This window comes from Azohydromonas lata (assembly GCF_034427735.1).
Lineage (GTDB): Bacteria > Pseudomonadota > Gammaproteobacteria > Burkholderiales > Burkholderiaceae_C > Azohydromonas > Azohydromonas lata.
Genome location: NZ_JAXOJX010000043.1, coordinates 1 through 25517 on the forward strand (window position 1 = coordinate 1; position 25517 = coordinate 25517).

Here is a 25517-nt window from a genome sequence, read left to right on the forward strand (position 1 = left end):
CGACTTCCACCACCTTGCGCGCGAGGCCGGAGTACAGCGCCCAGCCCAGCAGCACATGCATCAGCACCACGGCCGCGATGCCCAGGAGGTGGCGTGCGGGGTTGCGTTGCTGGCTGGCGAAATCCACGGGGCGTGCGGCTGGGAAAGGCCGTATCGGGTGAGACGGGTGCGCGCCACGGGGCGCGGCCAAAGCGCGCGACTATAGCTTGCCCCGTGGCAGGGTCTGGGCAGCGGGTTTGCTGCGCGTCCGCCGCGTCGCGCATGATGGCCAGGCCTATCCCAGTGAAACCCTGATGAACCCGGGAAAATTACCGAAAGAAGTACAAGCCGAGGCGCTCCAATGACGGGCGCCGCCATTTCCCGAAGCCTGCGCACCGGCCTGTGGGGCCCGTTGCTGCTGCTGGCCGTGCTGGCCGCGCTGCTGACCTTCCTGGGCGTGCGCACCCTCTACCAGCAGGACGAGCTGCGCGAATGCGCCCGCCTCGAAGCCGTGGCCGAGCTGCGCGCCACGCAGGTCGTGAAATGGCTGGAGGACGCGCGCCGCGCCGCGCGCTACCTGGGCAGCAGCCAGCCCTTGGGCGATCTGTTCCGCCAGTGGCACGACGACGGCAGCGAGAGCGCACGCAGCATCTTCCAGGAGCGCGTGCACGGCTTTCGCAACGTCATCGCCTCCCGCGACGTGCTGGTGGTGGATCCGCAGGGCCGCGTGCTGCTGCAAGGCGGGCCGGCCGAAGCCCAGGCGCCGCCGCCGCTGCGCGAGGCCATCCAACGCGCGCTGGCCAGCGGGCAGGCCGAACACAGCGGCCTGTACCGCACCCAAGACCAGGCCCATGCGCTGCGGCTGGACATGGTCATGCCGCTGCTCTACAGCGGCGATGCGCAGCCCCAGGCGCTGCTGGTGTTCCGCATGGACCCGGCCACCGAGCTCTTCCCGCAGCTCGCCCGCTGGCCCGTGCCCACCGAAACGGCCGAGACGGTGATGTGGCACCGCGCGGGCGAGCAGGTCGAGGCGCTGAGCCCGCTGCGCGCCGACGCGCAGGCTGCCCTGACCCTGCGCCGCCCGCTGGCGCAGCCCGGCTGGCTGATGGGCGACGTGCTGCGCCAGGGCACGCCGGCACCCGGCGCGACGACCGAGCGCCAGGACTTCCGCGGCGTGCCGGTGCTGGCCGCCTGGCGCCCCGTGCCCGGCACCGACTGGGTGCTGGTGGCCAAGATGGACCGCAGCGAGGCCCTGGCGCCCACGCAGCGCCTGGCCGTGAGCATCGCCGCCGCGGCCGCCGCGCTGCTGGCCGCCGCGGCCGCCGCGCTGTACCTGCAGCGCCAGCGCCGCATGCTGGAGGAGTCGCAGCGCCTGGCCGCCGAGCAGCAGGAGCGGCTGCGCGCCCTGGCGCTGCTGGAGGCCATCTCCGAGGCCTCCACCGACCCCATCTACGCCAAGGACCTGCAGGGCCGCTACCTCTTCTGCAACCGCGAGGCGCTGCGCGCGCTGGGCCGCCCGGCCGAGGAAGTGATTGGGCAGGACGACACGGCGCTCATGCCCTCCGAGGACGCCGCCCGCATCCAGGCCCTCGACCGCCAAGTGCTGGCCGACGACGCCACCACCACCCGCGTCACGCAGTTCCGCACCGCGCGCGGTCCGCACATCTACCTCTCCACCAAGGGCCCGCTGCGCGACGGCCAGGGCCGCGTGGTGGGCATCTTCGGCGTCTCGCGCGACATCTCCGAGCTGCACGCCACGCAGGACAGGCTGCGCCGCCTGTCGCTGGCGGTGGAGCAGAGCCCGAACGCCATCCTCATCACCGACCGCCGCGGCGTGGTGCGCTACGCCAACGAGGGCTGGGCCGCCATCGCGGGCGCCCCCGTGGACAGCTTCGAGGGCCAGGGCCTGCGCGAGGCCGGGCTGGGCGAGGTGGCCGATGCGCTGTGGCCCGCCCTGGAGGCCGGCGAGCCCTGGACGGGCGAGCTGCACCTGAACGGCCGCACTGGCCAGGCGCACGACCTGCGCGTGCGCCTGGTGCCCATACAGCACCCCGATGGACGCAAGCACGAGCTGCTGCTGGTGTTCGAGGACGTCACCGCGCTGCGCCGCAAGGCCGCCGAGCTGGCCCAGCACCGCGACCTGCTGGAGCGCCGCGTGGTCGAGCGCACCCGCCAACTGGAAGACTTGAACCTCGCGCTGCGCGTGCAGGCCGAGGAGGTGGCCACGCTCTACAACCGCGCGCCCTGCGGCTACCACTCCACCGACGCCGAGGGCTTCTTCATCGCCGTCAACGACACCGAGCTGGCCATGCTGGGCTACGAGCGCACGGAAGTCGTCAACCGGCTGCGCCTGCCGGACCTGCTCACGCCCTCGCAGCGGCCCCTCTTCGCGCAGTACCGCGCGCAACTGGAGCGGCTGGGCATGCTGCGCGGGCTGGAGTACGACTTCGTGCGCAAGGACGGCAGCCTGCTGCCCGTGGTGGTGGACGTGGCCGCCGAGCTCGACGCCCAGGGCCGGCTGCTGCGCACCCGCGCCACCATGTTCGACAACCGCGAGCGCAAGGCCCGCGAGGCCGAGATCCAGGCCCTGCACGCGCGGCTGGCGCAGCGCGCCGAGGAGGCCGAGAGCGCCAACCGCGCCAAGAGCGCCTTCCTGGCCAACATGAGCCACGAAATCCGCACGCCGCTCAACGCCGTCATCGGCCTCACGCACCTGCTGCGCCGCGACCAGCCCACGCCCGCGCAGGCCGAGCGCCTGGCCAAGATGGAGGACGCCGCGCAGCACCTGCTCAGCGTCATCAACGACGTGCTGGACCTCTCCAAGATAGAAGCCGGCAAGCTGGAGCTGGAGTGCGTCGATTTCCGCCTGGACGAGCTGCTGGCGCGCAGCTTCGACCTCGTGGCCGGCCGCGCCCGCCAGAAGGACCTGGAGCTGGTGGTGGACAGCGCCGGGCTGCCCGCGGCGCTGCACGGCGACCCGACGCGGCTGTCGCAGGCGCTGGTCAACCTGCTGAGCAACGCCGTGAAGTTCACCGAGCAGGGCATGGTGCTGCTGCGCGCCGAGCAGCTCGGCCTGGACGGCGACGCGGTGCTGGCCCGCTTCGAGGTGCGCGACACGGGCATGGGCATCACGGCGGCGCAGCAGGCGCAGCTCTTCAACGCCTTCGAGCAGGCCGACAGCTCCACCACGCGGCGCTTCGGCGGCACGGGCCTGGGCCTGGCCATCACGCGGCGCCTGGTGCAGCTCATGGGCGGCGACATCAGTGTGGACAGCGTGCCGGGGCAGGGCAGCCGCTTCTGGTTCACGCTGCCGCTGCGCGTGGCCCGGGGCGCGCCCGCGCCGCTGCCGCCGCCGGGCCTGCGGGGCCGGCGCGTGCTGCTGGTGGACGACCTGGCCGAGGCGCGCGAGGCCATGGAGCAGCTCCTGCGCGTCATGGGCCTCACGGTGGACCTGGCGTCTTCCGGCGAGCAGGCGCTGCAGGCCGTGCAAAGCGCCAGCCTGCGCAACGAGCCCTACGAGCTGCTGCTCATCGACTGGCAGATGCCCGGCATGGACGGGCTGCAGACGCTGCAGCGCCTGCGCGGCTTGGGCGCCGAGCTGCCGCCCAGCCTGCTGGTGACCGCGCACGACTCCGACGCGGTCGAGACCGCCGCGCAGCGCGCGGGCTTCAGTGCCGTGCTCACCAAGCCCGTGACCGCCTCCACGCTGCTGGACCGGCTGGTGCAGTTGCCGCTGGCGCCGTCGGCGGCCGAGCTGCCGGCGCTGGCCCAGGGGCTGCCAGCCTCCATACCCGGGGCGATGCCGGGCAATGGGGCGCCGGCCCCGTCGTCCGCCGGGCCCTCCGCAGGGGTGGCCGCCGTGGCGGCTGCGCCGGCGTCGCCCGCGGTGAGCGCGGCGGCGCTGCGCGCGCGCTACGCCGGGCTGCGCGTGCTGCTGGTGGAGGACAACCCCGTCAACCGCGAGCTGGCCACCGAGCTGCTTCGCTATGCAGGCTTCGAGGTGGACTGCGCCGGCGACGGCGCCGAGGCGCTGGCCATGGCGCGGCGCCACGACGGCTACGCGCTCATCCTCATGGACATGCAGATGCCGGTGATGGACGGTCTGGAGGCCGCGCGCGCCATTCGCGCGCTGCCGGACGTGGCGCAGGTGCCCATCCTGGCCATGACGGCCAACGCCTTCGCCGAGGACCGCGCCGCCTGCATGGCCGCAGGCATGAACGACTACATCGCCAAGCCCGTCAACCCCGTGCTGCTTTACTCGACGCTGCAACGGTGGCTGGATAAGGCAAAAGCGTGAAAGCCTGTGCAAGTCCCCGCCTAGGCGGGCAGCCTAAAATCCAACCATGGTCCTTCCTATGCATGGCGTCCCCTCGGCACTGATCGCCCGTAACGAATCCTGGGTGCGCAAGCAGGCCCAGGCGCTGGTACGTCACCTTCCAGCCAACGTGGAGAAGGCCGACCTCATCCAGGTCGGCCTCATTGCGGTGGCGCAGGCGGCGCTGAGTTTCGAGTGGGAAGGTGACCGCGACACCGAGGAGGCCAAGGAGGCTTTCGTCCGCTATGCGCGCATGCGCGTCAAGGGCGCGATGCTCGACGAGCTGCGCCAGATGGACCACCTGGGCCGCGGCCAGCGCCGCAAGGTCAAGATCATCCAGATCGCGCGCGAGCGCTGGCGCGCCACCAACGGCGGCGAGGCCACGCTGGCGCAGATCAGCAAGGTCTGCGGCCTCTCGGTGGACGAGATTTCCGCGCTGGAAATGCTGGACCAGGCCGGCCGCACCCGCAGCAGCAGCGGGCCGGACTCGGAGTTCGACGAGCAGCCGCACTACGAATTCCACCCCGCCACCGAGAAGGAAGAGGTGGAGGCCCGCGTGGACACCAGCATCGTGATGCGCCACCTGGAGAAGTTCTTCGCGCAGTTGCCGGATCGCGACCGGCAGGTCATCGACTCGTATTTGGGCGTGGGCATGACGCCGGTGGAGCTGGCCGCTTCGCTCAAGGTCACGCCCTCGCGCGTGTCGCAGCTCTACAAGTCGGTGCTGCAGCGCATTTCCACGCACTTCGGCCACAGCCAGCTCCGTGCGGCCGACCGCGCGCCCAACATCGCGACCAAGCATTTCGACGAGCTGGTGGCCGAGCGCGAGAAGGAACTGGAAGCACTGCCCACCGACGGGCCGTGGGGCACCCTCATCGAGAACGTGCTGACCAAGCCCAAGGAGCAGTTCGGCGACCGCGACGGCGACAACCGCATCTCCGTCAGCAGCACCACGCGCTGGGGCTGACCGGCTGGATGTCCCGCCCGCGGCCGGCCACCAGGCGCCGCCGCCGACAAACACCAAGGGCCCGCATGCGGGCCCTTGGTGTTTTCAGACGGGCGCCTCGCGCGGGCGGGGCGCCGCGCCTGGCGTCAGCAGCGCTCGAAGATGGCGGCGATACCCTGGCCGCCGCCGATGCACATGGTCACCAGTGCGTAGCGGCCCTGGATGCGCTGCAGCTCGTGCAGCGCCTTGGTGGCGATGATGGCGCCCGTGCCGCCCACCGGGTGGCCCAGCGAGATGCCGGAGCCGTTGGGGTTGACCTTGGCGGGGTCCAGGTCGAGTTGCTTGGCCACGGCGCAGGCTTGGGCGGCGAAGGCTTCGTTGGACTCGATCACGTCCAGGTCAGCCACCTTCAGCCCCGCGCGCTGCAGCGCGATCTTGGAGGCCGGCACGGGGCCGATGCCCATGATTTCCGGCTCCACGCCGGCGTGCGCGTAGGCCACCAGGCGCGCGATGGGCTTGAGCCCCTGGGCCTGCACGGCGTTGCCGCTGGCCAGCACCAGGGCACCGGCGCCGTCGTTGATGCCCGACGCATTGCCCGCGGTGACGCGGCCGTTTTCCTTGCGGAAGGCGGGCTTCATCTTGGCCAGCGTCTCCAGCGTGGTGTCGGCCTTGATGTGCTCGTCCACCTCGAAGCTCACCGTGCCCTTGCGCGAGGCGATCAGCACCGGGGCGATCTGGCCCTTGAAGCGGCCTTCGGCCGTGGCGGCGGCGGCGCGGCGGTGGCTCTCGACGGCCAGGGCATCCATCTCGTCGCGGGTGATGCCAAAGCGGTCAGCCACGTTCTCGGCGGTCACGCCCATGTGGATGCGGCCGAACGGGTCGTGCAGGATGCCCAGCATGTAGTCCTGCATCTGCGCGTCGCCCATGCGCTGCCCCCAGCGGGCCGACTGCATCAGGTAGGGGCCACGGCTCATGTGCTCGGCGCCGGCGCCGATGGCGAAGTCGCAGTCGCCCAGCATGATGGACTGCGAGGCGTTGACGATGGCCTGCAGTCCGGAGCCGCACAGGCGGTTGACGTTGAACGCCGGCGTCTCGTTGGGGCAGCCGGCATTGATGGCGGCCACGCGGCTGAGGTAGGCGTCGCGCGCCTCGGTGGGAATGACGTTGCCCATGGCCAAGTGGCCGATGCGGGCAGCGTCAACGCCGCTTTTTTCCAGCGCGGCCTTGACGGCAGTGGTGGCCAGGTCGGCCAGCGGCACGTCCTTGAGCGTGCCGCCGAAGGTGCCGATGGCAGTGCGCATGGCCGAGAGAACAAACACTTCTTGCGTCATGGGGGTGTCTCCTTGTGTGGACTTGTTCACGGTAGGCGGCGGAACCCACATCAAGCTGACAAATCCGGAGTCGTCAGGGCTTGCCCTGAGTCGTCACATGACGTACCACAACGTGCCCTTTAGCGGGCCTCCCGCGGCCTTTATCGCGCCGCCGCCCCTGGCGGCTGCGGGCCTGGGGCCGTCGTTCAGCGCGGCGGCGGCAGCGGGCGGCCCAACATGCGTGGCAGCAGCCAGGCCAGGCCGCGGGCGGCGTCCACGCGGGCGCTGAGCTGCACGGGGGCTTGCGGGCGCACCTGGCCGTCGGCATCCCGGCGGGCCACGGCGAAGGTGAAGGCGTAGAAGGGTTCCTGGCCCATGCGCAGGTCGGTGATCAGCAGCTCGTCGCCCGCGCGCGCGAGCTTGTAGAAGCCCTGGCTGAAGGCGCGTACCTCCTGCGCGGCTTCCACGGGCATCAGCAGCGGCGAAAGCTCGGCGCCGCGGTCGAAGCGCTCGAAGGCCATGGGGGCGTCGTCGTCCAGCAGCGACTTGAAACCCTCGTGGTAGTGGCCGTCCTGCACCAGCACCACGCGCCACAGCAGCGTGGTCAGCGGCGCGGGCGTCACCAGCACGCGCTGCGGCGCCAGGCCCTGGGCGTGGGCGGCGGCGATCGCCGCGTCGCGCACCTGCTGCTGCGCCAGGGCGCTCCAGCCGACGTAGGCCACGGCCAGGGCCAGGCCCGCGGCGTTCCAGCGCAGGGCCTGCGGGCGGCGGCGCAGCAGCGCGACGGCCAGGCCGGCGAGCAGCGGCAGGGTGACGAGCGGGTCGATGATGAAGACGGAGCCTATGGCGTGGGGCCTGTCGTCGAAGGGCAGCAGCAGCCGCGTGCCGTAGACGGTCATGAGGTCCAGCAGCGGGTGGGTGACGAGGGCCAGCCAGGTGGTGAGCCACCAGCGCCGGAAGGAGCCGCCCATGAGGCGCTGCGCGCCGAGGGCCAGCAGCGGCGCCAGCAGCGTGAGCCAGAAGAGGGAATGGCTGTGGCCGCGGTGCAGGACCATGTTGCGCACGGCGTCGCCGTGGTCGATGAACACGTCCAGGTCCGGCAGCGTGTTGCAGGCGGCGCCCCAGAGGGCGGCTTTCCAGGGCGCGACGCGGCGGCCCATGAAGGCCACGCCGACGGCGGCACCCAGGGCGAGGTGGGTAAGGGAGTCCATGGGGCGCCATGCTGCCAGCGTGCTGGCGCAGGCATCGCGGCCCGGGGCTGACTGGGAAGGCGCGACCGCCCCGCGCCGCCTCTGCCTCACCCCCCGGCCTGCGCTCCCTGCGGCGCCGGTGCCGCCATGGTCTGGGCCGGGCGCGGCCCAAGGCGGCGGCTTTCCACGAACAGCGGCTCCTTGCCGCCGGCGGCCGCTCCCACGGCGCGGCCCGCGCCCTGGCGCTGCGCCTCGTCCAGCGCCGCGCGCGCGCGATGCAGGCCTTGCGCCAGGGCCTCGCCGCTGCGCAGCTCGCCCACGCCGAAGCTCAGGCTGACCTCGTCGACCGTCTCTTCCAGCAGCGACAGCGCCCGCACCCGTTCGGCGATGCGCGTGGCCGCCGCCATGGCGTTGCGCAGCGAGGTGCCGGGCAGCAGCAGGACAAAAGCCTCGCCGTGGCGGCCGGCCAGGTCGTGGCCGCGCAGCGTGGCGTGCACGGCGTGCGCCACCACGCGGCGGCGCGCGCGCATGAGCTCCTGGCCGGCGCGCTCGGGGGCGTCGATGTCGAACACCAGTACCGCCGCGGCGCGCGTCTCTCGGCGCAGCACCCGGCGCGCGAGCACGTCGAAGTGCGCGCTGCCCGGGGCCATGAGCTCGCTGCGGCCCAGCAGCCGCAGCCGCCGCCGTGTCTCGCGCAGCGCGTTTTCCGCGCGCTCCTGGGCCAGCAGCGGCGCCACGCCGCTGGCGGCCACGGCCAGCAGGGCGTTGAGCAGCAGTGCCGCCGGGCCCACCCAGGGCGACTGGCCGCGCAGCGCCAGCCAGGCGGCGCCGCCCTGCAGCAGCGCGCCGGCACCCAGCGTGAGGGCCGATACGCGCAGCACCATGCTCAGCCGCCGCACCTGCGAGCGCGCCAGCACCGCCGCCACGCTGGCCTGCAGCATCGCGGCCAGCACGGCAGCGTGGGCGTCGCGGTGCGGGCCCTCCTCGAACTCCAGGCCCAGGGCCCAGAGGGCCGCCAGGCCTGCCAGCAGCGCGTCGGCGCGTGAGCTGCCGGGCAGCCGGGCGCGCGCGTCGAAGCGGCGCAGCCCCTGCAGCGCCGCCAGCGGCCACAGGCACAGCAGCCACAGGCCCAGGCCGGAGAGCAGCGAGCCCCGCCCGGCCACCAGTTGCAGCCCCGCCCCGGCGGCGGCCAGCGCTGGGGCGGCGACCCAGCCCCAATGGCCGCGCGGCACGGTGCGCAGCAGTCCCCAAGCCGCCATCAAAATGGCCACGCCGGCGGTAAGCACCAGATCGGCCAGCAGCAGGGTCGGTAAGTCAGGTCGCATGTTTTTCCAGCGTTGCCTGCGGCCACCAAGGCGCGCACGCAGCCGCACTGTCGGTTTAGCCGCCACCCGCCCTGCAACCGCTTGCGACACACGGGCGGGGCGGCTGACGCCTGGATACAGCAGGGCCGGTGCCCGGGGGGGTTGGGTACCATCCCGGCGCTTTTCCATTTAGAGGGGTTACGCACCATGGCCATGGACGTCGTTGATTACGAGATCAGGGGCGCGGAGATGCAGTTCGTCGAGATCGAGCTTGATCCCGGCGAGGCCGCAGTGGGCGAGGCCGGGAGCCTCATGTTCATGGACGGCGGCGTCGCCATGGACACGGTCTTCGGCGACGGCTCGCGCCAGGGCGGCGGCGGGCTGTTTGGCAAGCTGCTGGGCGCTGGCAAGCGGCTCGTCACCGGCGAGTCGCTGTTCACCACCGTCTACACCAACCAGGCCAGCGCCAAGCAGCGCGTGGCCTTTGCCGCGCCTTACCCGGGCAAGATCCTGCCCATGGACCTGCGCCAGCTCGGCGGCACGCTGATCTGCCAGAAGGATTCGTTCCTGTGCGCCGCGCGCGGCGTCTCGCTGGGCGTGTACCTGCAGCAAAAGCTCTCGGTGGGCTTCTTCGGCGGGGAGGGCTTCATCATGCAAAGGCTGGACGGCGACGGCCTGGCCTTCGTCCACGCCGGCGGCACCGTGGTGCGCCGCGAGCTGCAGCCCGGGCAGACGCTGCTCATAGACACGGGCTGCGTGGTGGCCATGACGCCCAACGTCAATTTCGAGATCCAGTACGTGGGCAAGGTCAAGACGGCGCTGTTCGGCGGCGAGGGCCTGTTCTTCGCCCGCGTCACCGGCCCGGGCACGGTGTGGCTGCAGAGCCTGCCGTTCTCGCGCCTGGCCTCGCGCGTGTTCGCCGCGGCGCCTCAGACGGGCGGCGGCGGGCGCGAGGAGGGGTCGGTGCTGCCCTTCGCTGCGGCCGGCGGGCTGTTGGGCGGCCTATTCGGCGGCGACAACGGCGACGATTGACCCGGCGCTGCGCGGGGGTGTTGTGGAACCGGGGCACGCCACGCCCGGCTTGCCTTCAATCGGTGTGACGGACGTCAACATCCGAACGCCCCGGCCTGCGCCCGGGGCAGGGGGGCGTGACTACACTTGCGGCCCTCTGCAATCGGTGTGGTGTGCATCCCATGAAGCTGTTTTCCAAGGTGGCGCGTACCGGCGCCGGTGTGTTCCTGCTGGCGGCCACGTCGTGGGCGGCGGCCCAGCAGGCATCGGCCCAAGGTGCGCTGCCGCCGGTGTTCGTCCTGAATTCGCTGGATGCCAACGTGAGCGTGCTGGATCGCGCCACCATGAGCCCCAAGGCGCTCATTCCCACCGGCAAGGAACCGCACCACCTCTACATGACGCCGGACGAGAAATCCATCATCGTGGCCAACGCGGTGGGCGACTCGCTGACCTTCATCGACCCGAAGACGGCGCAGGTGCAGCGCACCATCAACAACATCAGCGACCCCTATCAGCTGCGCTTCTCGCCGGACATGAAGTGGTTCGTCACCGCCGGCAACCGGCTGGACCACATCGACCTCTACCGCTGGGAGCCCACCAACGCGGCGCAGCCGCTGCAGCTGGCCAAGCGGATTCCCGCGGGCAAGACGCCCAGCCACATCACGATAGATACCAAGTCCAGCGTGGTGTACGGCTCGCTGCAGGACAGCGACGAGCTCATCGCCATCGACCTGCACACGCAGGCGCCGCGCTGGCGCATTCCCGTGGGCAAGATGCCGGCGGACGTGTACCTGACGCCCGACGACCGCACGCTGCTGGTGGGCCTGACCGGCGACGAGTTCGTGGAGGCCTATGACGTGAGCGGGGCGCAGCCCAAGCTCGTCAAGCGCATCGCCACGGGCAAGGGCGCGCACGCCTTCCGCACGCGCGGCGACGGCAAGCACCTCTTCGTCTCCAACCGCGTGGCCAACACCATCAGCATGATCGACACGCAGGCGCTGTCGGTGGTGACGACCTTCCCGGCACCGGGCGGCCCGGACTGCATGGAGCTGCTGTCCGACGGCAAGACGCTGCTGGTGTCCTCGCGCTGGGCGCGCAAGGTGACCGTCATCGACACCGAGACCAAGCAGATCGTGCAGCAGGTGGCCGTGGGCCGGTCGCCGCACGGCATCTGGACCCTGGACCATGCTTCGCGCCGTTAAGCGACTCGGCCTCCCCTTGTTGATCGCGGCCGCCGGTGCGGCAGCCGCGGCACCGGCCTGCGACAAGCCGGTGTATCTGACCTTCGACACCGGCCACATGGGCGTGGCGCCGCTGGTGGCGCAGGTGCTGCAGCGCCAGCACGTGAAGGTCACGTTCTTCCTGGCCGACGAGCGCACGCTCGAAAACGGCAGCAGCCTGGACGAGCATTGGGCGCCCTGGTGGCGCGAGCGCGCCGCCGAGGGCCACGCCTTCGGCTCCCACACCTGGGACCACGTGATCTGGCGCGGCGACCAGGGCGCGGCCTTTCGCATGCAGCCCACGGCCGGGGCGCAGTCCGGCCAGCGCCTCACGCTGGACGAGGCGGCCTATTGCGAGGAATTGAAGAAGCCCGCGCGACGCTTCGAGGCCATGACGGGGCACAAGATGCTGCCGCTGTTCCGCGCGCCGGGCGGCAAGACCTCGCCGGCGCTGCTGGCCGCGGCGCAGCGCTGCGGCTTCACGCACGTGGGCTGGGCGCCGGCCGGCTTCCTGGGCGACGAGCTCGACAGCGGCAAGTTCCCCAACGACAAGCTGCTGGCCAAGGCGCTGCACGACATTCGCGGCGGCGACATCCTGCTGGCGCACCTGGGCATCTGGTCGCGCCAGGACCCGTGGGCGCCGGCGGTGCTGGAGCCGCTGATAGAAGGCCTCAAGCAGCGCGGCTTTTGCTTCGCCACGCTGCGCGACCATCCGCAGTACGCGGCGCTGGCCGCGGGACGTTGACCCGCTTTTTTCGCTTTTCCCCATGCAATGGTTTTTTGATCTCTTCGGCCAGGTGCAGCAGTGGCTGTTCGAGCAGCTCGTACAGCCCGCGCTGTTCGAGCTTGGCCTGGCCAGCATCATGGAAGACGCCTTCGTCGCCACCGGCTGGCTGATGGTGGGCTTGGTGCAGCTGGCGCTCATGCTCAGCCTCATGCGGCTGCTGGAGCAGTGGCGCCCGGTGGAGCCGGTGCGCGACCGCGCCGCGGTGCGGGTGGACGTGGTCTACACGCTCATCCATCGCCTGGGCCTGTTCCGCGTGGTGCTGTTCTTCACGCTGGACCCGCTGTGGAACGACCTGATCGGCTGGCTGCGCGTGGAGGGCATGCCCACCTTCCAGCTCGACGCGCTGTGGCCCGGCGTCACCGACATCGCGCTGGTGAGCTTCGCGATGTACTTGCTGCTCTTCGACTTCGTGGACTACCTGCTGCACCGCGGCCAGCACCGCTGGAAGTGGTGGTGGGCGCTGCACGGGCTGCACCACAGCCAGCAGCAGCTCACGATGTGGAGCGACAACCGCAACCACCTGCTGGACGACGTGATCCGCGACAGCGCGCTGGTCATCGTGGGCCTGCTGGTGGGCATCGCGCCGGGGCAGTTCGTGGCCGTGGTGGCCTTCACGCAGTTGCTGGAGAGCATGTCGCACGCCAACGTGCGCCTGTCCTACGGTCCGCTGGAGCGCTGGGTGGTGAGCCCGCGCTACCACCGCTGGCACCACCGCACCGGCGACGGTGAAGTCGACGACGGCCACGGCCGTCCGGGCGGCGACAATTTCTCGGTGCTGTTCCCCATCTGGGACCGCCTCTTCGGCACGGCCAACTTCGGCGAGCGCTACGTGCCCACCGGGCTGCCCGCCGACGGGCGCGACTGGGGCCGCGGCTTCTGGGCCCAGCAGTGGCTGGGATTCAAGCGCCTGGTCGGACGGGCCTGAGCGCGGCGGGGCACGGCGCATCCGTCTTCAATGTTGAACCTGGGGGCCGCCGCGGCCCCTTTGCCCTGGAAAGGACTGCCATGCGTCCGCTGAGGGAGCTGCTGGACGCGTTCTGGCGCGCCGCGGCCTATTGCCTGCACCCGCGTGTGGTGGTGCTCACGCTGGCACCGCTGCTCATCGCGGCGGCGCTGGCGCTGGGCCTGGGCTGGCTGTACTGGGAAGGCGCCGTGGACGGCGTGCGGGAGCTGCTGGAGCGCTGGTCGCTCACCGCGGCGGTGCTGGGCTGGCTGGACTCCATGGGCGGGCAGGGCCTGCGCGCGGTGATCGCGCCGCTGCTGGTGGTGGCGCTGGCGGTGCCGGTGCTGGTGGTGGTGTCGCTGCTGCTGGTGTCCACGCTGTCCACGCCGGCGCTCACCAACCTGGTGGCGCGGCGGCGCTTCCCCGCGCTGCAGCGCCGCCACGGCGCGAGCTTCATGCTCAGCGTGTTGTGGGCGCTGGGCTGCTCGCTGCTGGCACTGTTCGTTCTGGTGCTGTCGGTGCCGCTGTGGCTGATTCCGCCGCTGGTGCTGGTGCTGCCGCCGCTGGTGTGGGGCTGGCTGACCTACCAGCTCGTGGCTTTCGACGTGCTCTCGGACCACGCCAGCAAGGAGGAGCGCCGGCGCATCCTGCGCGAGCAGCGCTGGCCGCTGCTGGCCATGGGCGTGATCAGCGGCTACTTGAGCGCGGCGCCCTCGCTGCTGTGGGCCTTCGGTGCGACGGTGCTCATCCTGGCGCCGCTGCTGGTGGTGGTGTCGGTGTGGCTGTACACGCTGGTGTTCGCCTTCTCCTCGCTGTGGTTCGCCCACTTCTCGCTGGCGGCGCTGCAGCGGCTGCGTGCGCAGGAGGCGGCTGCGGTGGCGCCGTCGCCTCCGCCAGGTGGCGAGATCATCGACATGCCGTTGTCCGTCACGCCTTCGCCGCTTCAACTGCCCCGGGAACCGCACGCATGAACTTCGGCCTCATCGTCATCGGCGACGAAATCCTCTCCGGCAAGCGCCAGGACAAGCACATGGCCAAGGCCGTGGAACTGCTGTCCGCGCGCGGGCTGCAGCTTGCTTGGGCGCGCTACGTGGGCGACGAGCGCGAGCGCATCACGGACGTACTGCGCCAAGCCCTGAGCAGCGGCGACGCCGTGTTCAGTTGCGGGGGCATAGGCGCGACGCCCGACGACCACACGCGCCAGGCTGCCGCCGCGGCGCTGGGGGTGCCGCTGGAGCTGCATCCGCAGGCCAGGGAGCTCATCACGCAGCGCATGCGGGAGATGGCGGCCGACAAGGGCGTGGCCTTCGACCCGGACAGCCCGGACAACCTGCAGCGGCTCAACATGGGGATGTTCCCGCGCGGGGCGCAGATCATCGCCAACCCCTACAACCGCATTCCGGGCTTCAGCGTGGGCGAGGTGCACTTCCTGCCCGGCTTTCCGGTGATGGCGCACCCGATGATGGAGGCGGTGCTGGACACGCGCTACGCGGCGCTGCACGGCACGCAGCGCCAGCGCGAGCACTCTGTCATCGTCATGGGCGCGATGGAGGCGGTGCTCACGCCGCTGATGGAAGCGGTGGAGGCCGCGCATGAGCGCGTGCGCGTCTTCAGCCTGCCCAGCGTGGACCACCCCCAGTGGGGCCGCCACGTGGAGCTGGGTGTCAAGGGCCCTGCGGCGGTGGTGGACGCCGCGTTCGACGACCTCCGCGCGGGCCTGGCAAAGCTGCAAGCCAAGTTGGGCCCTGAGTTGGTGCGCTAGCAGGAATTTCATTTCACCATTTCGGTGCGTAAAAATGCATCGAAATGGGGCGTATTTGAGCAGGATCATGGCCTCTTTCACGAGTGCCTGCCCCGGCTTGACGCAGCACAGGGCGAAGATCGCTGAAATCGGCATGCTTTCTGCTAGATTCCAGTGCTCAAGCAAAGGCCCGGTCTCGCACCGGGCCTTTGTTCGATCTAGCAGTTATTGACCCACTCGCACAGCACATCCGCTAGGAGAAATTGATGTCCAAGACTGTCGCCGACGTGATGAAGATGGTGAAGGAGAACGAAGTCAAATTCGTCGACTTCCGCTTCACCGACACCCGCGGCAAGGAGCAGCACGTTTCGGTGCCCGTCTCCCATTTCGATGAAGACAAGTTCCAGTCGGGCCACGCCTTTGACGGCTCGTCCATCGCTGGCTGGAAGGGCATCGAAGCCTCCGACATGCTGCTGATGCCGGATGCCAACACGGCCAACATCGACCCGTTCTTCGAAGAGCCGACGCTGATCCTGACCTGCGACGTCATCGATCCGGCCGACGGCAAGCCCTACGAGCGCGATCCGCGCTCGCTGGCCAAGCGCGCTGAAGCCTACATGCGCGCTTCCGGCCTGGGCGACACCGCCTACTTCGGTCCGGAGCCGGAATTCTTCGTGTTCGACAGCGTGCGCTGGAACATCGACATGTCCGGCTGCTTCTCCAAGATCGAGAGCGAAGAAGCCGCCTGGAACACCGGCAAGGAATACGAGCACGGCAACTCCGGTTTCCGTCCCTCCGTCAAGGGCGGCTACTTCCCCGTGCCCCCGGTCGATTCCGGCCAGGACCTGCGCTCGGAAATGTGCCTGCTGCTGGAGCAGCTGGGCATTCCGGTCGAAGTGCACCACCACGAAGTGGCCACCGCCGGCCAGATGGAAATCGGCACCAAGTTCAGCACGCTGATCGAGCGCGCTGACTGGGTGCAGCTGCAGAAGTACGTGATCCACAACGTCGCGGCCGCCTACGGCAAGACCGCCACGTTCATGCCCAAGCCCATCGTTGGCGACAACGGCAGCGGCATGCACGTGCACCAGTCGGTGTGGAAGGACGGCAAGAACCTGTTCGCCGGCGACGGCTACGCGGGCCTGTCCGACTTCGCCCTGTACTACATCGGCGGCATCATCAAGCACGCCCGTGCCCTGAACGCCATCACCAACCCCGGCACCAACAGCTACAAGCGCCTGGTGCCTGGCTTCGAAGCCCCGGTGAAGCTGGCCTACTCGGCCAAGAACCGCTCGGCCTCGATCCGCATCCCCTACGTGGCCAATCCGAAGGGCCGTCGCGTGGAAGCCCGCTTCCCCGATCCCCTGATGAACCCGTACCTGGGCTTTGCCGCATTGCTGATGGCGGGCCTGGACGGCGTGGAAAACAAGATCCACCCGGGCGAAGCTGCCACCAAGGACCTGTACCACCTGCCGCCGGAAGAGGACGCGAAGATCCCGACCGTCTGCCACAGCCTGGACCAGGCCCTGGAAGCTCTGGACAAGGATCGCGCCTTCCTGACCAAGGGCGGCGTGTTCACCGACTCCTACATCGACGCCTACATCGATCTGAAGATGCAGGAAGTCACCCGCTTCCGCATGGCCACGCACCCGGTCGAGTTCGACATGTACTACGCCCTGTGATCCCTCAAGGATCCTGACGTGTGCGAAAGGGACGGTCCTCTGGGCCGTCCCTTTTTGTTTATGGGGGCGGCCCCACCGGCCTTTGCGAAAATCGGGCTGCCTTCCACGGAGCCTTGCGCATGAAGCACACCAGCCGGGCCCTGCTGCACGCGGCGCTGCTGTTGAGCGGCGCGGCGGCGCAGGCCCAGGGCAGCACCACGGTCTACCGCTGCCCGGGACCGCCCATTCTCTACACCGATGCCATCAGCGCCCAGCAGGCGCGCGCGCGCGGCTGCCAGGCCGTGGATGCTTCGCCCGTGACCATTTCCGGCACGCGGCCGCATGCGGCCTCCAGGGCCACACCGCCGGCCACCGGTGTGGCATCGGCCACGGCCGCGGCCGCATCAGGGACGGCCCCGGTGGTGGCGCGGCCCGCCGAGCGCGTGACGGCGCCGCAGCAGCGCGAGCGCGACAACGACGCGCGCGCCATCCTGCAGGCCGAGTTGCAGCGCGAGCAGACGCGGCTGCAGCAACTGCTGGCCGAATACAACGATGGCCAGCCTGAGCGCTTGGGGCACGAGCGCAACAACCAGCGCTACCTCGACCGCGTGGCCGCACTCAAGGCCTCCATAGAGCGCAGCAGCGCCGACATCGCCGCGCTGCAGCGCGAACTGGCCCGCCTTTCCCGCCCATGAAGCCTTCCCGCTCCACCAAATCCAACTTCGACAACTTCGACCTGCTCGCCACGCTGGTGGCCGTGGTCTCGCCGCAGGGGCAGTGCCTGTTCGTCAACTCGGCCTTCGAGGACCAGATCGGCCTGTCGCGCCGCAGTCTGGTGGGCGGGCACCTGCCGCAGTGGTTCGTGCTGCCGCGCCAGTTGCAGGAGACGCTGGCCGCCGTGGCGCGCAACGACTACGCCAGCGGCCGCTTCGACGCCATGCTCAAGCGGCTGCCGGGCATGCAGCCCGAGGCGCTGCCGGTCCATGTCATCGTCAACCAGACGGACAGCGCGGATCGCGTGCTCGTCGAGATGATCGAGATCGAGCAGCAGACCCGCCAGGACCGCGAGGAGCGCGCGCTGGACCAGGCGCAGGCCAACAAGGAGCTCATCCGCAACCTCGCGCACGAGATCAAGAACCCTTTGGGCGGCATCCGCGGCGCGGCGCAACTGCTGCAGATGGAGCTGCAGTCCAAGGAGCTGACCGAGTACACGCAGGTCATCGTCCAGGAGGCCGACCGGCTGCAGGCGCTGGTGGACCGGCTGCTGGCGCCGCACCGCAAGCCGCACGTGGTGGGCGACGTCAACATCCACGAGGTGTGCGAGCGGGTGCGGGCGCTGATCCTGGCCGAGTTCCCGCGCGGGCTGGCCGTGCAACGCGACTACGACACCTCCATTCCCGAGTTCCGCGGCGACCGCGAGCAGCTCATACAGGCCGTGCTCAACATTGCCCACAACGCGGCGCAGGCGCTCACGCAGCGCATTGCCGAGGGCGACGCCTGCATCGTGCTGCGCACGCGCGTGACGCGCCAGGTCACCATAGGCAAGACGCGGTACAGACTGGCATTGGAATTGCATATCGAGGACAACGGTCCGGGTGTCCCCGACTCGATTCGCGATCGCATCTTCTACCCGCTGGTGTCGGGACGCGAAGGCGGATCCGGCTTGGGACTGACGCTGGCGCAGACCTTCGTGCAACAGCACCAGGGCACCATCGAATGCGACAGCACGCCGGGCCAGACGATTTTCAAGATCCTCATCCCTTTGCCCTGACACACCACGAGGTAAGCGCCCAAGCATGAAACCGATCTGGGTCGTAGACGACGATCAATCCATACGCTTCGTGCTCGAAAAGGCGCTGGCGCGCGAGCAGTTCCAGGTCCGCAGCTTCGGCAGCCCGCGCGACGTGCTCGCCGCGCTGGACGACGACGAGCCACAGGTCCTGGTGAGCGACATCCGCATGCCCGGCGGCTCCGGCCTGGACCTGCTGGCCAAGGTCAAGCAGCGCCTGCCGGGCCTGCCGGTGATCGTGATGACGGCGTATTCCGACTTGGACAGCGCCGTCTCTGCCTTCCAGGGCGGTGCCTTCGAGTACTTGCCCAAACCCTTCGATGTGACCAAGGCGGTGGAGCTCATACGCCGCGCCGTCGAGGAAAGCCTGCGCGAGCAGGTGCAGGGCGAGCGCATGGCGCAGATGCCCGAGATGCTGGGCCAGGCGCCGGCGATGCAGGACGTGTTCCGCGCCATCGGCCGCCTCTCCCAAAGCAACGTCACGGTGCTCATCACCGGCGAGAGCGGGTCGGGCAAGGAGCTCGTTGCGCGTGCGCTGCACAAGCACAGTCCACGCGGCAACGGGCCCTTCGTGGCCATCAACACCGCGGCCATCCCCAAGGACTTGCTGGAGTCAGAGCTTTTCGGCCACGAGCGCGGCGCCTTCACCGGCGCGCAGAGCATGCGTCGCGGCCGCTTCGAGCAGGCTGACGGCGGCACGCTGTTTCTGGACGAAATCGGCGACATGCCCTTCGATCTGCAGACGCGGCTGCTGCGCGTGCTCTCCGACGGGCAGTTCTACCGCGTGGGCGGCCACCAGCCGCTCAAGAGCAACGTGCGCGTGATCGCCGCCACGCACCAGAACCTGGAGCAGCGCGTCAAGGAAGGCGTGTTCCGCGAGGACTTGTTCCACCGCCTCAACGTCATCCGGCTGCGGCTGCCGCCGTTGCGCGAGCGGCGCGAGGACGTGCCGTCGCTGGCACGCTACTTCCTCTCCAAGAGCGCGCGCGAACTGGGCGTGGAGCCCAAGCGAATCACCGACGCGGCGCTGCAGCGCCTGGCGGCCTTCGACTTTCCCGGCAACGTGCGCCAGTTGGAGAACATCTGCCACTGGCTCACCGTGATGGCGCCGGCCCAAGTGATCGAGCCCAAGGACTTGCCGCCTGAGCTCATGGGCGGCAGCGTGCTGTCGGCCCAGGAAGCGCCGGCACTCAGTGTGCCGAGCGCGCCGCTTGCCGAGCCGGTTCTGGCGGCCGAGTCCGGCGTGCCGGCGGCCGGCGTTGCAGCCGTGGCCGCGACCACGCTGGAAGCCGATTGGCTGCGCGATCTGGAGCGCCAGGCCCGGGGCATGCTCGAAGCGGGCTCGCCGGAAGTGTGGGACACGCTGACCCGGCAGTTCGAGGGCCGCCTGATCCACACCGCGCTAGAACTCACGCGCGGGCGCCGCATAGAGGCCGCGCACAAGCTCGGTATTGGGCGTAACACCATCACGCGCAAGATCCAGGATCTCGGCCTGGACGACTGAAGCGTTGCGCCGGCACCCCGCCGGCGTCTCCGGGCCATCCCCGGCCCGGCGCGTGCAGTGATGCATCGCACGCAGCGCGGCTTTGCTTGACTTCGCGCCGTTGCACCCCCAGGCGGCAATCCCCATGATTGCCGCCAGCGGAGCAAGCAACTTTACGGAGGCCGCCTCATGTTCGTAGAGAGCGGCGGGCTGCATGTATTCCCGGCATGGCTGGCCCGTGTCCGTCGGTGGCCTGGTTGTCAACCTCGGCGGCGCTGACCACGGGTGGCTGGTCTGAAGCCGCTGGCTCTGGAAGGCAAGGCTGTCTCAACCCTTCATGCCCAGTCTTGGGCCGAACGGTCCCAGCCCTGGCGCGTAGGTGCCTCACCCGTCCCATGCACTGAGCCGTGCAAGCGCACGCCGTGCTCCATTGCGGACTTTTGTAAGGAATTGTGTATATAAACGCTGTGCCCGTCAGAAAGTTCGTGATCAATGAGGTATATCAAGGAGTTTATGTGCAAATAATCACATGCATAATTGAAATTAATAAAAGTCGGGATATTGCATAATATATTTCTACTTGATTCATGGTCCTGTGCTCGTAGCAAATAGCTACAAATACCGGCCGCCGCGGTGACCTGGACCCTTGACGGAAAAGGTGCGTTCGATGACCGGATGGCGTGCTCTTGCACAGGAGAGCGAAGCGGCGAGATCCGCGGCGTCATCTGCGGCAGATGGCTTGGGCCCTGGTGGCGCAAGAGGAATTTCCGCCCTGAGGGGCGGTGAGGGGGGAAGGTGATCAGCGTCTACAAGCACCACGTGCACCAGCGAGTGCTTTATCAGGTTGGGTTCGATTTCGCGGCGCTTACCCTTGTCGTGGTTCTTTTCGGCATGAGCCAGGCAAGCGAGGCGTTGGTGTTGACCATGCCCGGCATGGCGGCGCAGGGCATGTCGCTGGCCGCTTTCCTTTGCGTCATCGCCACGGCTTCCGGCTTCTACGAGCCTGCACACAAACGTTCGCTGGGCCAGTCATGTGTGCGTGCGCTGGTGTGCGTGCTGCTGGTGCTTCCTCTGGCTTTTCTGATCGCGCATCTCATGCCCAACAGCCTGGTGCCCGCTGCGGCGCTGCCCACGGCGGCCTTGCTGGGAACGGCGGTGGTGGTGGCGCACCGGGTGTACGCGGCGCATGCCCTTTGGCCCGCACGGCTGAGGACCAGGGTGCTCGTGCTCGGCGCCGGTGAGCGGGCCGCCAACGTGGGCCGCACGATCAAGGAAGCTGAAGCCTCGGTGGAGCTCGTGGGCTACTACCCCACGGTCAACGAAGGTGCCCTTGGCGTGCCTGCGCAGCAACTGCTTTCCACGCATGAGCCGCTGGCCCAACTGGCGCAGCGCCTGAAGGTCCACGAGGTGATCGTGGCGCCCAGCGAGCGGCGCGGTGGCGGCATGCCCATGGACCAGCTGCTGGCCTGCCGTACCCAAGGCATACGCGTGCTAGACGTCTCCAGCCATTTCGAAAAGACCCTGGGCCAGCTGCGCGTGGACTGCCTGGAGCCTGCACTGCTGGTGTTCGGCACCGGCTTCAACCAGGGCCGGCTGCGCATGGGCGTCAAGCGGCTGTGCGATCTGCTGAGCGCGGCGCTGCTGCTGCTGGTGTCGGCCCCGGTCATGCTGATCACGGCGCTGCTGATCAAGCTGGAAAGCCCCGGGCCGGTGCTCTACAAGCAAGAGCGCGTGGGCCTCAACGGGCGCTGCTTTGACGTCATCAAGTTCCGCAGCATGCGCACCGATGCCGAGAAGGACGGGCGGCCGCGTTGGGCCACGGCCAAGGACGACCGCGTCACGCGCATCGGACGCATCATCCGGCGGCTGCGCATCGACGAACTGCCCCAGATCTTCAACATCCTGTTGGGCGACATGAGCATCGTCGGCCCGCGTCCCGAACGTCCCTTCTTCGTCGAGCAGCTCGCGCGCGAGCTGCCCTACTACGGCCTGCGCCACAGCATCAAACCCGGCGTCACCGGTTGGGCGCAGGTGCGCTATCCCTACGGCGCGACGGTGGAGGATTCGCTGCAAAAGCTCCAGTACGACCTCTACTACGTCAAGAACCACACGCTGACGCTGGACCTGCTCGTCCTGTTCGAGACCGTGGGCGTGGTGCTTACCGGCAAGGGCGCACGCTGACGCCCGGGGGGCGGGCGGGCCTTGCGCGCACGCGACAACTCGGAGTCGAGCCCAGGTGGTAGTGACTTTTGGCCAGGCCGCGATCGCCAGCTACGCTCTGGCGGCAGTGCTGCACCTGTGGCTGGGCCTGCGGCTGGTCCTGGTGAGCGCGGCCTCCGAGCGGGGCACACCCATTGCGCGGGCGCTGCGCTTTGCCTTGCTGTGTACTGCGGCTTGGGCGGTCGTTGCGCTGATCACGCAACTGCGCGGCGAGCCGGGCTGGATCGCCGCCGCACTGGCATTGGACGCGTGGCGCTACGGCGCCTGGTTCCAGTTGGTGCTGTTGCTGCTGCAGCCGCAGCGCTGGCTGCGCGGGTCTGCGTGCACGCTGGTGTGGACGGCCGTGGCGCTGCCGGTGCTGGCCCTGGTCGGATGGCCTTTGCCTTATCTGAGCTCCTCGGTGGCGCTCGGCCTGCCGGTGCTGGGCCTGCTGCTGTTGGAACAGCTCTACCGCAATGTGGACCAGGACAGGCGCTGGAGCGTCAAACCCGTTTGCATTGGCTTGGGCTGCGTGTACCTGTTCGACCTGTACCTGCATTCCCACGGCGTTCTGTTTGGACAGCCGGAGCCGCACACGCTGGTGGTGCGTGCGGCCGTGCACTCGTTGGCCGTGCCGGCGCTGGCCGTGGCGCTGCGACGCCAAGCGCTGCGGCCGCGGGCCCTGCAGCTCTCGCACAGCATGGTGTTCCATACGCTGACGCTGCTGCTGGTGGGCGGCTACCTGCTCGTCATCTCCGCCATCGGCTACTACCTGCGGGAATTCGGCGGTGATTGGGGTCAGGCGCTGCAGGTGGCCTTCGGTGTGGCGGCGCTGGCAGCTTTGGCCCTGCTCGTGGGTTCAGGCGCGATGCGCGCTCGGCTGCGGGTTTTCGTCAGCAAGCACTTCTTTCGCTACCACTACGACTACCGCACGGAATGGCTGCGTTTCACGGCGGCGCTGTCGGCTCATCCCGACAGCGGCGACATAGGCTCCCACGTCATCCGGGGATTGGGCGACATGGTGGAGAGCCCCGCCGGCACGTTGTGGATGGCTGCGTCCGACGGCACGCATTACTTCCCCGCGGCCTACTGGAACAGCACCCGCGTGCAGGAGCGCGAAGCGGCGGGGTCCGCCTTCGTCAACTTCATGCGCGAGCGCGACTGGCTGGTGGATGTGCACGAGCTTCTCCAGTGCCCCGAGCGCTATGACGGTCTCGCCCCGCCGTCCTGGCTGGCGGCGGATGCATCGGCCTGGGTTGTGGTGCCGCTGCCGGCGGCGCAGGAGCTCACCGGCTTCGTGGTACTGGCGCGGCCGCGCACGCCGTTGCCGCTCAACTGGGAAGTGCGCGACCTGCTCAAGACGGCTGGGCGCCAGGCTGGCATCTTCATCGCGCGCATGCGTGCGTCAGAGGCGCTGCTCGAAGCACGCAAGTTCGAGGCCTTCAACCGCATGTCGGCCTTCGTGGTGCATGACCTCAAGAACATCGTGACGCAGTTGTCGCTGATGATGAAGAACGCCAAGCGGCTGCAGCACAACCCTGAGTTCCAGCAAGACATGCTGGCCACGGTGGACAACGCGTTGGAGAAGATGCGCCAGCTCATGCTGCAGTTGCGCGAGGGCGAGGCGCCCGCGCATGGGCGCTACGGGGTTGATCTGGCCGCGCTGGCGCAGCGGCTGCAGGCCGCGGCGCAGTCGCACGGCCGGATGCTGGACGTCGAGGTCGTGCAGCCGGTGCAGGCTCGCGGCCACGAGCAGCGCCTGGAGCGCGTGGTGGGCCATGCGGTGCAAAACGCGCTGGATGCCACGCCCACGGACAAGCACGTGTGGCTGCGCGTGGAACGGTGTGTGGGGCAGGCCAGGATCACCGTGGGTGACGACGGCTGCGGCATGTCCGCCGACTTCGTGGCCAACCGCCTGTTCAAGCCCTTCAACACGACCAAGGCCGGCGGCATGGGCATAGGAGCTTATGAAAGCGCGCAATACCTCAAAGAGTTGGGCGGAAGCATTTCGGTGCACAGCGAGCCCGGCAAGGGTACGGTGATCACGATGCTGATACCGTTGATTGAAACCGAGCGTCCCGCCGACGCGTTCATGGCTGGTGTGGCATGACGACGAATACCCCGCTGCTGATCGTCGAGGACGATCTCGCACTGCAAAAACAGATCAAGTGGTCACTGGACGCTTACGCCAGCGTGGAGGCTGCCGACCGCGAAACCGCGCTGCGCCAAAGCCGCCGCCACCGTCCGGCGGTGGTGACCATGGACCTGGGCCTGCCGCCGGATCCGGATTCGGTGTCCGAGGGCTTCAAGCTGCTGGAGCAGTTGCTGGAGCTCGATCCGCTGGTCAAGGTCATCGTGATCACGGGGCAGAACGGGCGTTCCAATGCGCTGCGCGCGGTGGAACTGGGTGCCTACGATTTCCTGGAAAAGCCCTTCGACCCTGACGTGCTGGGTCTCATCGTGGAGCGGGCCTATCGGCTCTACGCGTTGCAGGCCGAAAACACGCGGCTGCGCGCGCTCAACCAGGGCGAGGCCACGCAAAGTGTGATCACCCGTGACGAGGGGCTGCTGCGCATCTGCCGCACGATAGAAAAGGTGGCTCCCAGCAGCGCGTCGGTGATGCTGCTGGGCGAAAGCGGCACGGGCAAGGAGGTGCTGGCGCAGGCCGTGCACGCAGCCTCCAGGCGCAACGGCCGCTTCGTGGCCATCAACTGCGCCGCCATTCCCGAAGCCCTGCTGGAGAGCGAGCTCTTCGGCTTCGAGCGCGGCGCCTTCACCGGCGCCACCAAGACCACCGTCGGCCGCATAGAAACGGCTCACGGCGGCACGCTGATGCTTGACGAGATAGGTGACCTGCCGCTGCCGCTGCAGGCCAAGCTGCTGCGCTTCCTGCAGCAGCGCACGATAGAGCGCTTGGGCGGCCGCCAGGAGATTCCCATTGACACGCGCATCGTCTGCGCGACGCACCAGGATCTGCAGGCACTCATACGGGAAGGGCGCTTTCGCGAGGACCTGTACTACCGGCTGTCGGAGATCGTCGTCCAGATCCCGCCGCTGCGCCAGCGCCGTGGCGACGCGGTGCTGCTGGCCCATGCCTTCCTGCGCCGCTTCAGCGAAGAGCAGCGCCGCTCGCTGCGCTTCACCGAGGAGGCGCTGCACGCCATCGAGGCCCATGCCTGGCCGGGCAACGTGCGCGAGCTCATCAACGTGGTGCGCCGCGCGGCCATCATGGCCGACGGGCAGCTCGTCGCGGTGGACGATCTCGGCTTGACCAGCCAGGGTCGCGACGAAGCCGACGAGGCCGACACGCTGGACTTGCGCACCGTGCGCGACCGTGCAGAGCGCACGGCCGTGGTGATGGCGCTGGCGCGCAGCGACGGCAACCTGGCCAAGGCCGCGGAGCTGTTGGGCGTGAGCCGACCGACCCTCTACGACTTGTTGGGGCGGCTGTCCATCAAGGTCGCGCGCTGATGCGCAATCCGCCGTCCGCATGAGCAGGCCGTCCGCGGGCTCAGGCCGTTTTTGCTTTGCCCGGCACATGCCGGTCATGGCCGGCTGCGGTGACGGGGCGGCTGCGCCGCTGCCTCGCGCCTGGGAACACGGCCCCCTTGTGCACAGGCACCCGGGCCGCCGTCTTCA

18 protein-coding genes are annotated in these 25517 nt (G+C 69.2%); 15 read left to right on the plus strand and 3 right to left on the minus strand.

Translation table 11 applies throughout. The features are described from left to right. Window positions 1-340 precede the first annotated feature (340 nt). Both SM757_RS22595 and SM757_RS22600 read left to right on the plus strand, forming a co-directional pair. Complete coding sequence (locus SM757_RS22595) at window positions 341-4276, plus strand: response regulator (protein ID WP_322467135.1); 3936 nt, start codon at window positions 341-343, stop codon at window positions 4274-4276. A gap of 46 nt (window positions 4277-4322) precedes the next feature. Then, window positions 4323-5261 (plus strand): sigma-70 family RNA polymerase sigma factor, encoded by a 939-nt coding sequence (locus tag SM757_RS22600; RefSeq protein ID WP_066339516.1) that lies wholly within the window; start codon window positions 4323-4325, stop codon window positions 5259-5261. A 125-nt stretch (window positions 5262-5386) separates the two neighbouring features. On the opposite strand, the gene SM757_RS22605 is transcribed toward SM757_RS22600, so the two are convergent. The 3 genes from SM757_RS22605 to SM757_RS22615 form a co-directional block, all read right to left on the minus strand. After that, window positions 5387-6571, minus strand: a complete 1185-nt coding sequence (locus tag SM757_RS22605) for an acetyl-CoA C-acyltransferase family protein (protein ID WP_322467136.1) — start codon at window positions 6569-6571, stop codon at window positions 5387-5389. Window positions 6572-6756: 185 nt separating this feature from the next. Further along, complete coding sequence (locus tag SM757_RS22610) at window positions 6757-7761, minus strand: metal-dependent hydrolase (protein ID WP_322467137.1); 1005 nt, start codon at window positions 7759-7761, stop codon at window positions 6757-6759. Between the two features lie 86 nt (window positions 7762-7847). After that, window positions 7848-9065, minus strand: coding sequence for a diguanylate cyclase domain-containing protein (locus tag SM757_RS22615; RefSeq protein ID WP_066339528.1), 1218 nt, complete (start codon window positions 9063-9065; stop codon window positions 7848-7850). 186 nt (window positions 9066-9251) lie between these two features. On the opposite strand from SM757_RS22615, the gene SM757_RS22620 reads away from it, so the two are divergent. The 13 genes from SM757_RS22620 (at window position 9252) to prsR (ending at window position 25349) form a co-directional block, all read left to right on the plus strand. Further along, window positions 9252-10076: a TIGR00266 family protein gene (locus SM757_RS22620; RefSeq protein ID WP_066339534.1), complete on the plus strand. Its 825-nt coding sequence runs from the start codon at window positions 9252-9254 to the stop codon at window positions 10074-10076. Between the two features lie 161 nt (window positions 10077-10237). Further along, entirely contained in the window at window positions 10238-11257 is a 1020-nt protein-coding gene (locus tag SM757_RS22625; RefSeq protein WP_084267715.1) for a YVTN family beta-propeller repeat protein, read from the plus strand. After that, complete coding sequence (locus SM757_RS22630; RefSeq protein WP_322467138.1) at window positions 11241-12020, plus strand: polysaccharide deacetylase family protein; 780 nt, start codon at window positions 11241-11243, stop codon at window positions 12018-12020. Before SM757_RS22625 ends, SM757_RS22630 begins: the two co-directional genes overlap by 17 nt. 22 nt (window positions 12021-12042) lie before the next feature. Continuing rightward, entirely contained in the window at window positions 12043-12987 is a 945-nt protein-coding gene (locus SM757_RS22635) for a sterol desaturase family protein (protein WP_066339539.1), read from the plus strand. Between the two features lie 80 nt (window positions 12988-13067). Beyond that, window positions 13068-13976, plus strand: a complete 909-nt coding sequence (locus SM757_RS22640; RefSeq protein WP_322467139.1) for an EI24 domain-containing protein — start codon at window positions 13068-13070, stop codon at window positions 13974-13976. Continuing rightward, a complete protein-coding gene (locus SM757_RS22645; RefSeq protein ID WP_322467140.1) occupies window positions 13973-14767 on the plus strand; it encodes a competence/damage-inducible protein A in 795 nt (264 codons plus the stop codon). The genes SM757_RS22640 and SM757_RS22645 overlap by 4 nt, the downstream gene beginning before the upstream one ends. Before the next feature lie 245 nt (window positions 14768-15012). Then, window positions 15013-16428, plus strand: a complete 1416-nt coding sequence (gene glnA, locus SM757_RS22650; RefSeq protein WP_066339543.1) for a type I glutamate--ammonia ligase — start codon at window positions 15013-15015, stop codon at window positions 16426-16428. Between the two features lie 119 nt (window positions 16429-16547). Then, complete coding sequence (locus SM757_RS22655; protein ID WP_066339545.1) at window positions 16548-17102, plus strand: hypothetical protein; 555 nt, start codon at window positions 16548-16550, stop codon at window positions 17100-17102. Next, window positions 17099-18178 (plus strand): nitrogen regulation protein NR(II), encoded by a 1080-nt coding sequence (gene glnL / locus SM757_RS22660; RefSeq protein ID WP_066339546.1) that lies wholly within the window; start codon window positions 17099-17101, stop codon window positions 18176-18178. Before SM757_RS22655 ends, glnL begins: the two co-directional genes overlap by 4 nt. Window positions 18179-18203: 25 nt before the next feature. Further along, window positions 18204-19700 (plus strand): nitrogen regulation protein NR(I), encoded by a 1497-nt coding sequence (gene ntrC, locus SM757_RS22665; RefSeq protein WP_322467141.1) that lies wholly within the window; start codon window positions 18204-18206, stop codon window positions 19698-19700. Between the two features lie 774 nt (window positions 19701-20474). After that, entirely contained in the window at window positions 20475-21860 is a 1386-nt protein-coding gene (locus SM757_RS22670; protein ID WP_066339549.1) for a TIGR03013 family XrtA/PEP-CTERM system glycosyltransferase, read from the plus strand. 55 nt (window positions 21861-21915) lie between these two features. Further along, window positions 21916-23988, plus strand: a complete 2073-nt coding sequence (gene prsK, locus SM757_RS22675; protein WP_322467142.1) for an XrtA/PEP-CTERM system histidine kinase PrsK — start codon at window positions 21916-21918, stop codon at window positions 23986-23988. Continuing rightward, a complete protein-coding gene (gene prsR / locus SM757_RS22680) occupies window positions 23985-25349 on the plus strand; it encodes a PEP-CTERM-box response regulator transcription factor (RefSeq protein WP_066339554.1) in 1365 nt (454 codons plus the stop codon). Before prsK ends, prsR begins: the two co-directional genes overlap by 4 nt. Window positions 25350-25517: the final 168 nt, after the last annotated feature.

Coding starts and splice junctions, on each gene's coding strand:
- SM757_RS22595 (WP_322467135.1), top strand. CDS start 341: ATGACGGGCGCCGCCATTTCCCGAAGCCTGCGCACCGGCCTGTGGGGC.
- SM757_RS22600 (WP_066339516.1), top strand. CDS start 4,323: ATGGTCCTTCCTATGCATGGCGTCCCCTCGGCACTGATCGCCCGTAAC.
- SM757_RS22605 (WP_322467136.1), bottom strand. CDS start 6,571: ATGACGCAAGAAGTGTTTGTTCTCTCGGCCATGCGCACTGCCATCGGC.
- SM757_RS22610 (WP_322467137.1), bottom strand. CDS start 7,761: ATGGACTCCCTTACCCACCTCGCCCTGGGTGCCGCCGTCGGCGTGGCC.
- SM757_RS22615 (WP_066339528.1), bottom strand. CDS start 9,065: ATGCGACCTGACTTACCGACCCTGCTGCTGGCCGATCTGGTGCTTACC.
- SM757_RS22620 (WP_066339534.1), top strand. CDS start 9,252: ATGGCCATGGACGTCGTTGATTACGAGATCAGGGGCGCGGAGATGCAG.
- SM757_RS22625 (WP_084267715.1), top strand. CDS start 10,238: ATGAAGCTGTTTTCCAAGGTGGCGCGTACCGGCGCCGGTGTGTTCCTG.
- SM757_RS22630 (WP_322467138.1), top strand. CDS start 11,241: ATGCTTCGCGCCGTTAAGCGACTCGGCCTCCCCTTGTTGATCGCGGCC.
- SM757_RS22635 (WP_066339539.1), top strand. CDS start 12,043: ATGCAATGGTTTTTTGATCTCTTCGGCCAGGTGCAGCAGTGGCTGTTC.
- SM757_RS22640 (WP_322467139.1), top strand. CDS start 13,068: ATGCGTCCGCTGAGGGAGCTGCTGGACGCGTTCTGGCGCGCCGCGGCC.
- SM757_RS22645 (WP_322467140.1), top strand. CDS start 13,973: ATGAACTTCGGCCTCATCGTCATCGGCGACGAAATCCTCTCCGGCAAG.
- glnA (WP_066339543.1), top strand. CDS start 15,013: ATGTCCAAGACTGTCGCCGACGTGATGAAGATGGTGAAGGAGAACGAA.
- SM757_RS22655 (WP_066339545.1), top strand. CDS start 16,548: ATGAAGCACACCAGCCGGGCCCTGCTGCACGCGGCGCTGCTGTTGAGC.
- glnL (WP_066339546.1), top strand. CDS start 17,099: ATGAAGCCTTCCCGCTCCACCAAATCCAACTTCGACAACTTCGACCTG.
- ntrC (WP_322467141.1), top strand. CDS start 18,204: ATGAAACCGATCTGGGTCGTAGACGACGATCAATCCATACGCTTCGTG.
- prsR (WP_066339554.1), top strand. CDS start 23,985: ATGACGACGAATACCCCGCTGCTGATCGTCGAGGACGATCTCGCACTG.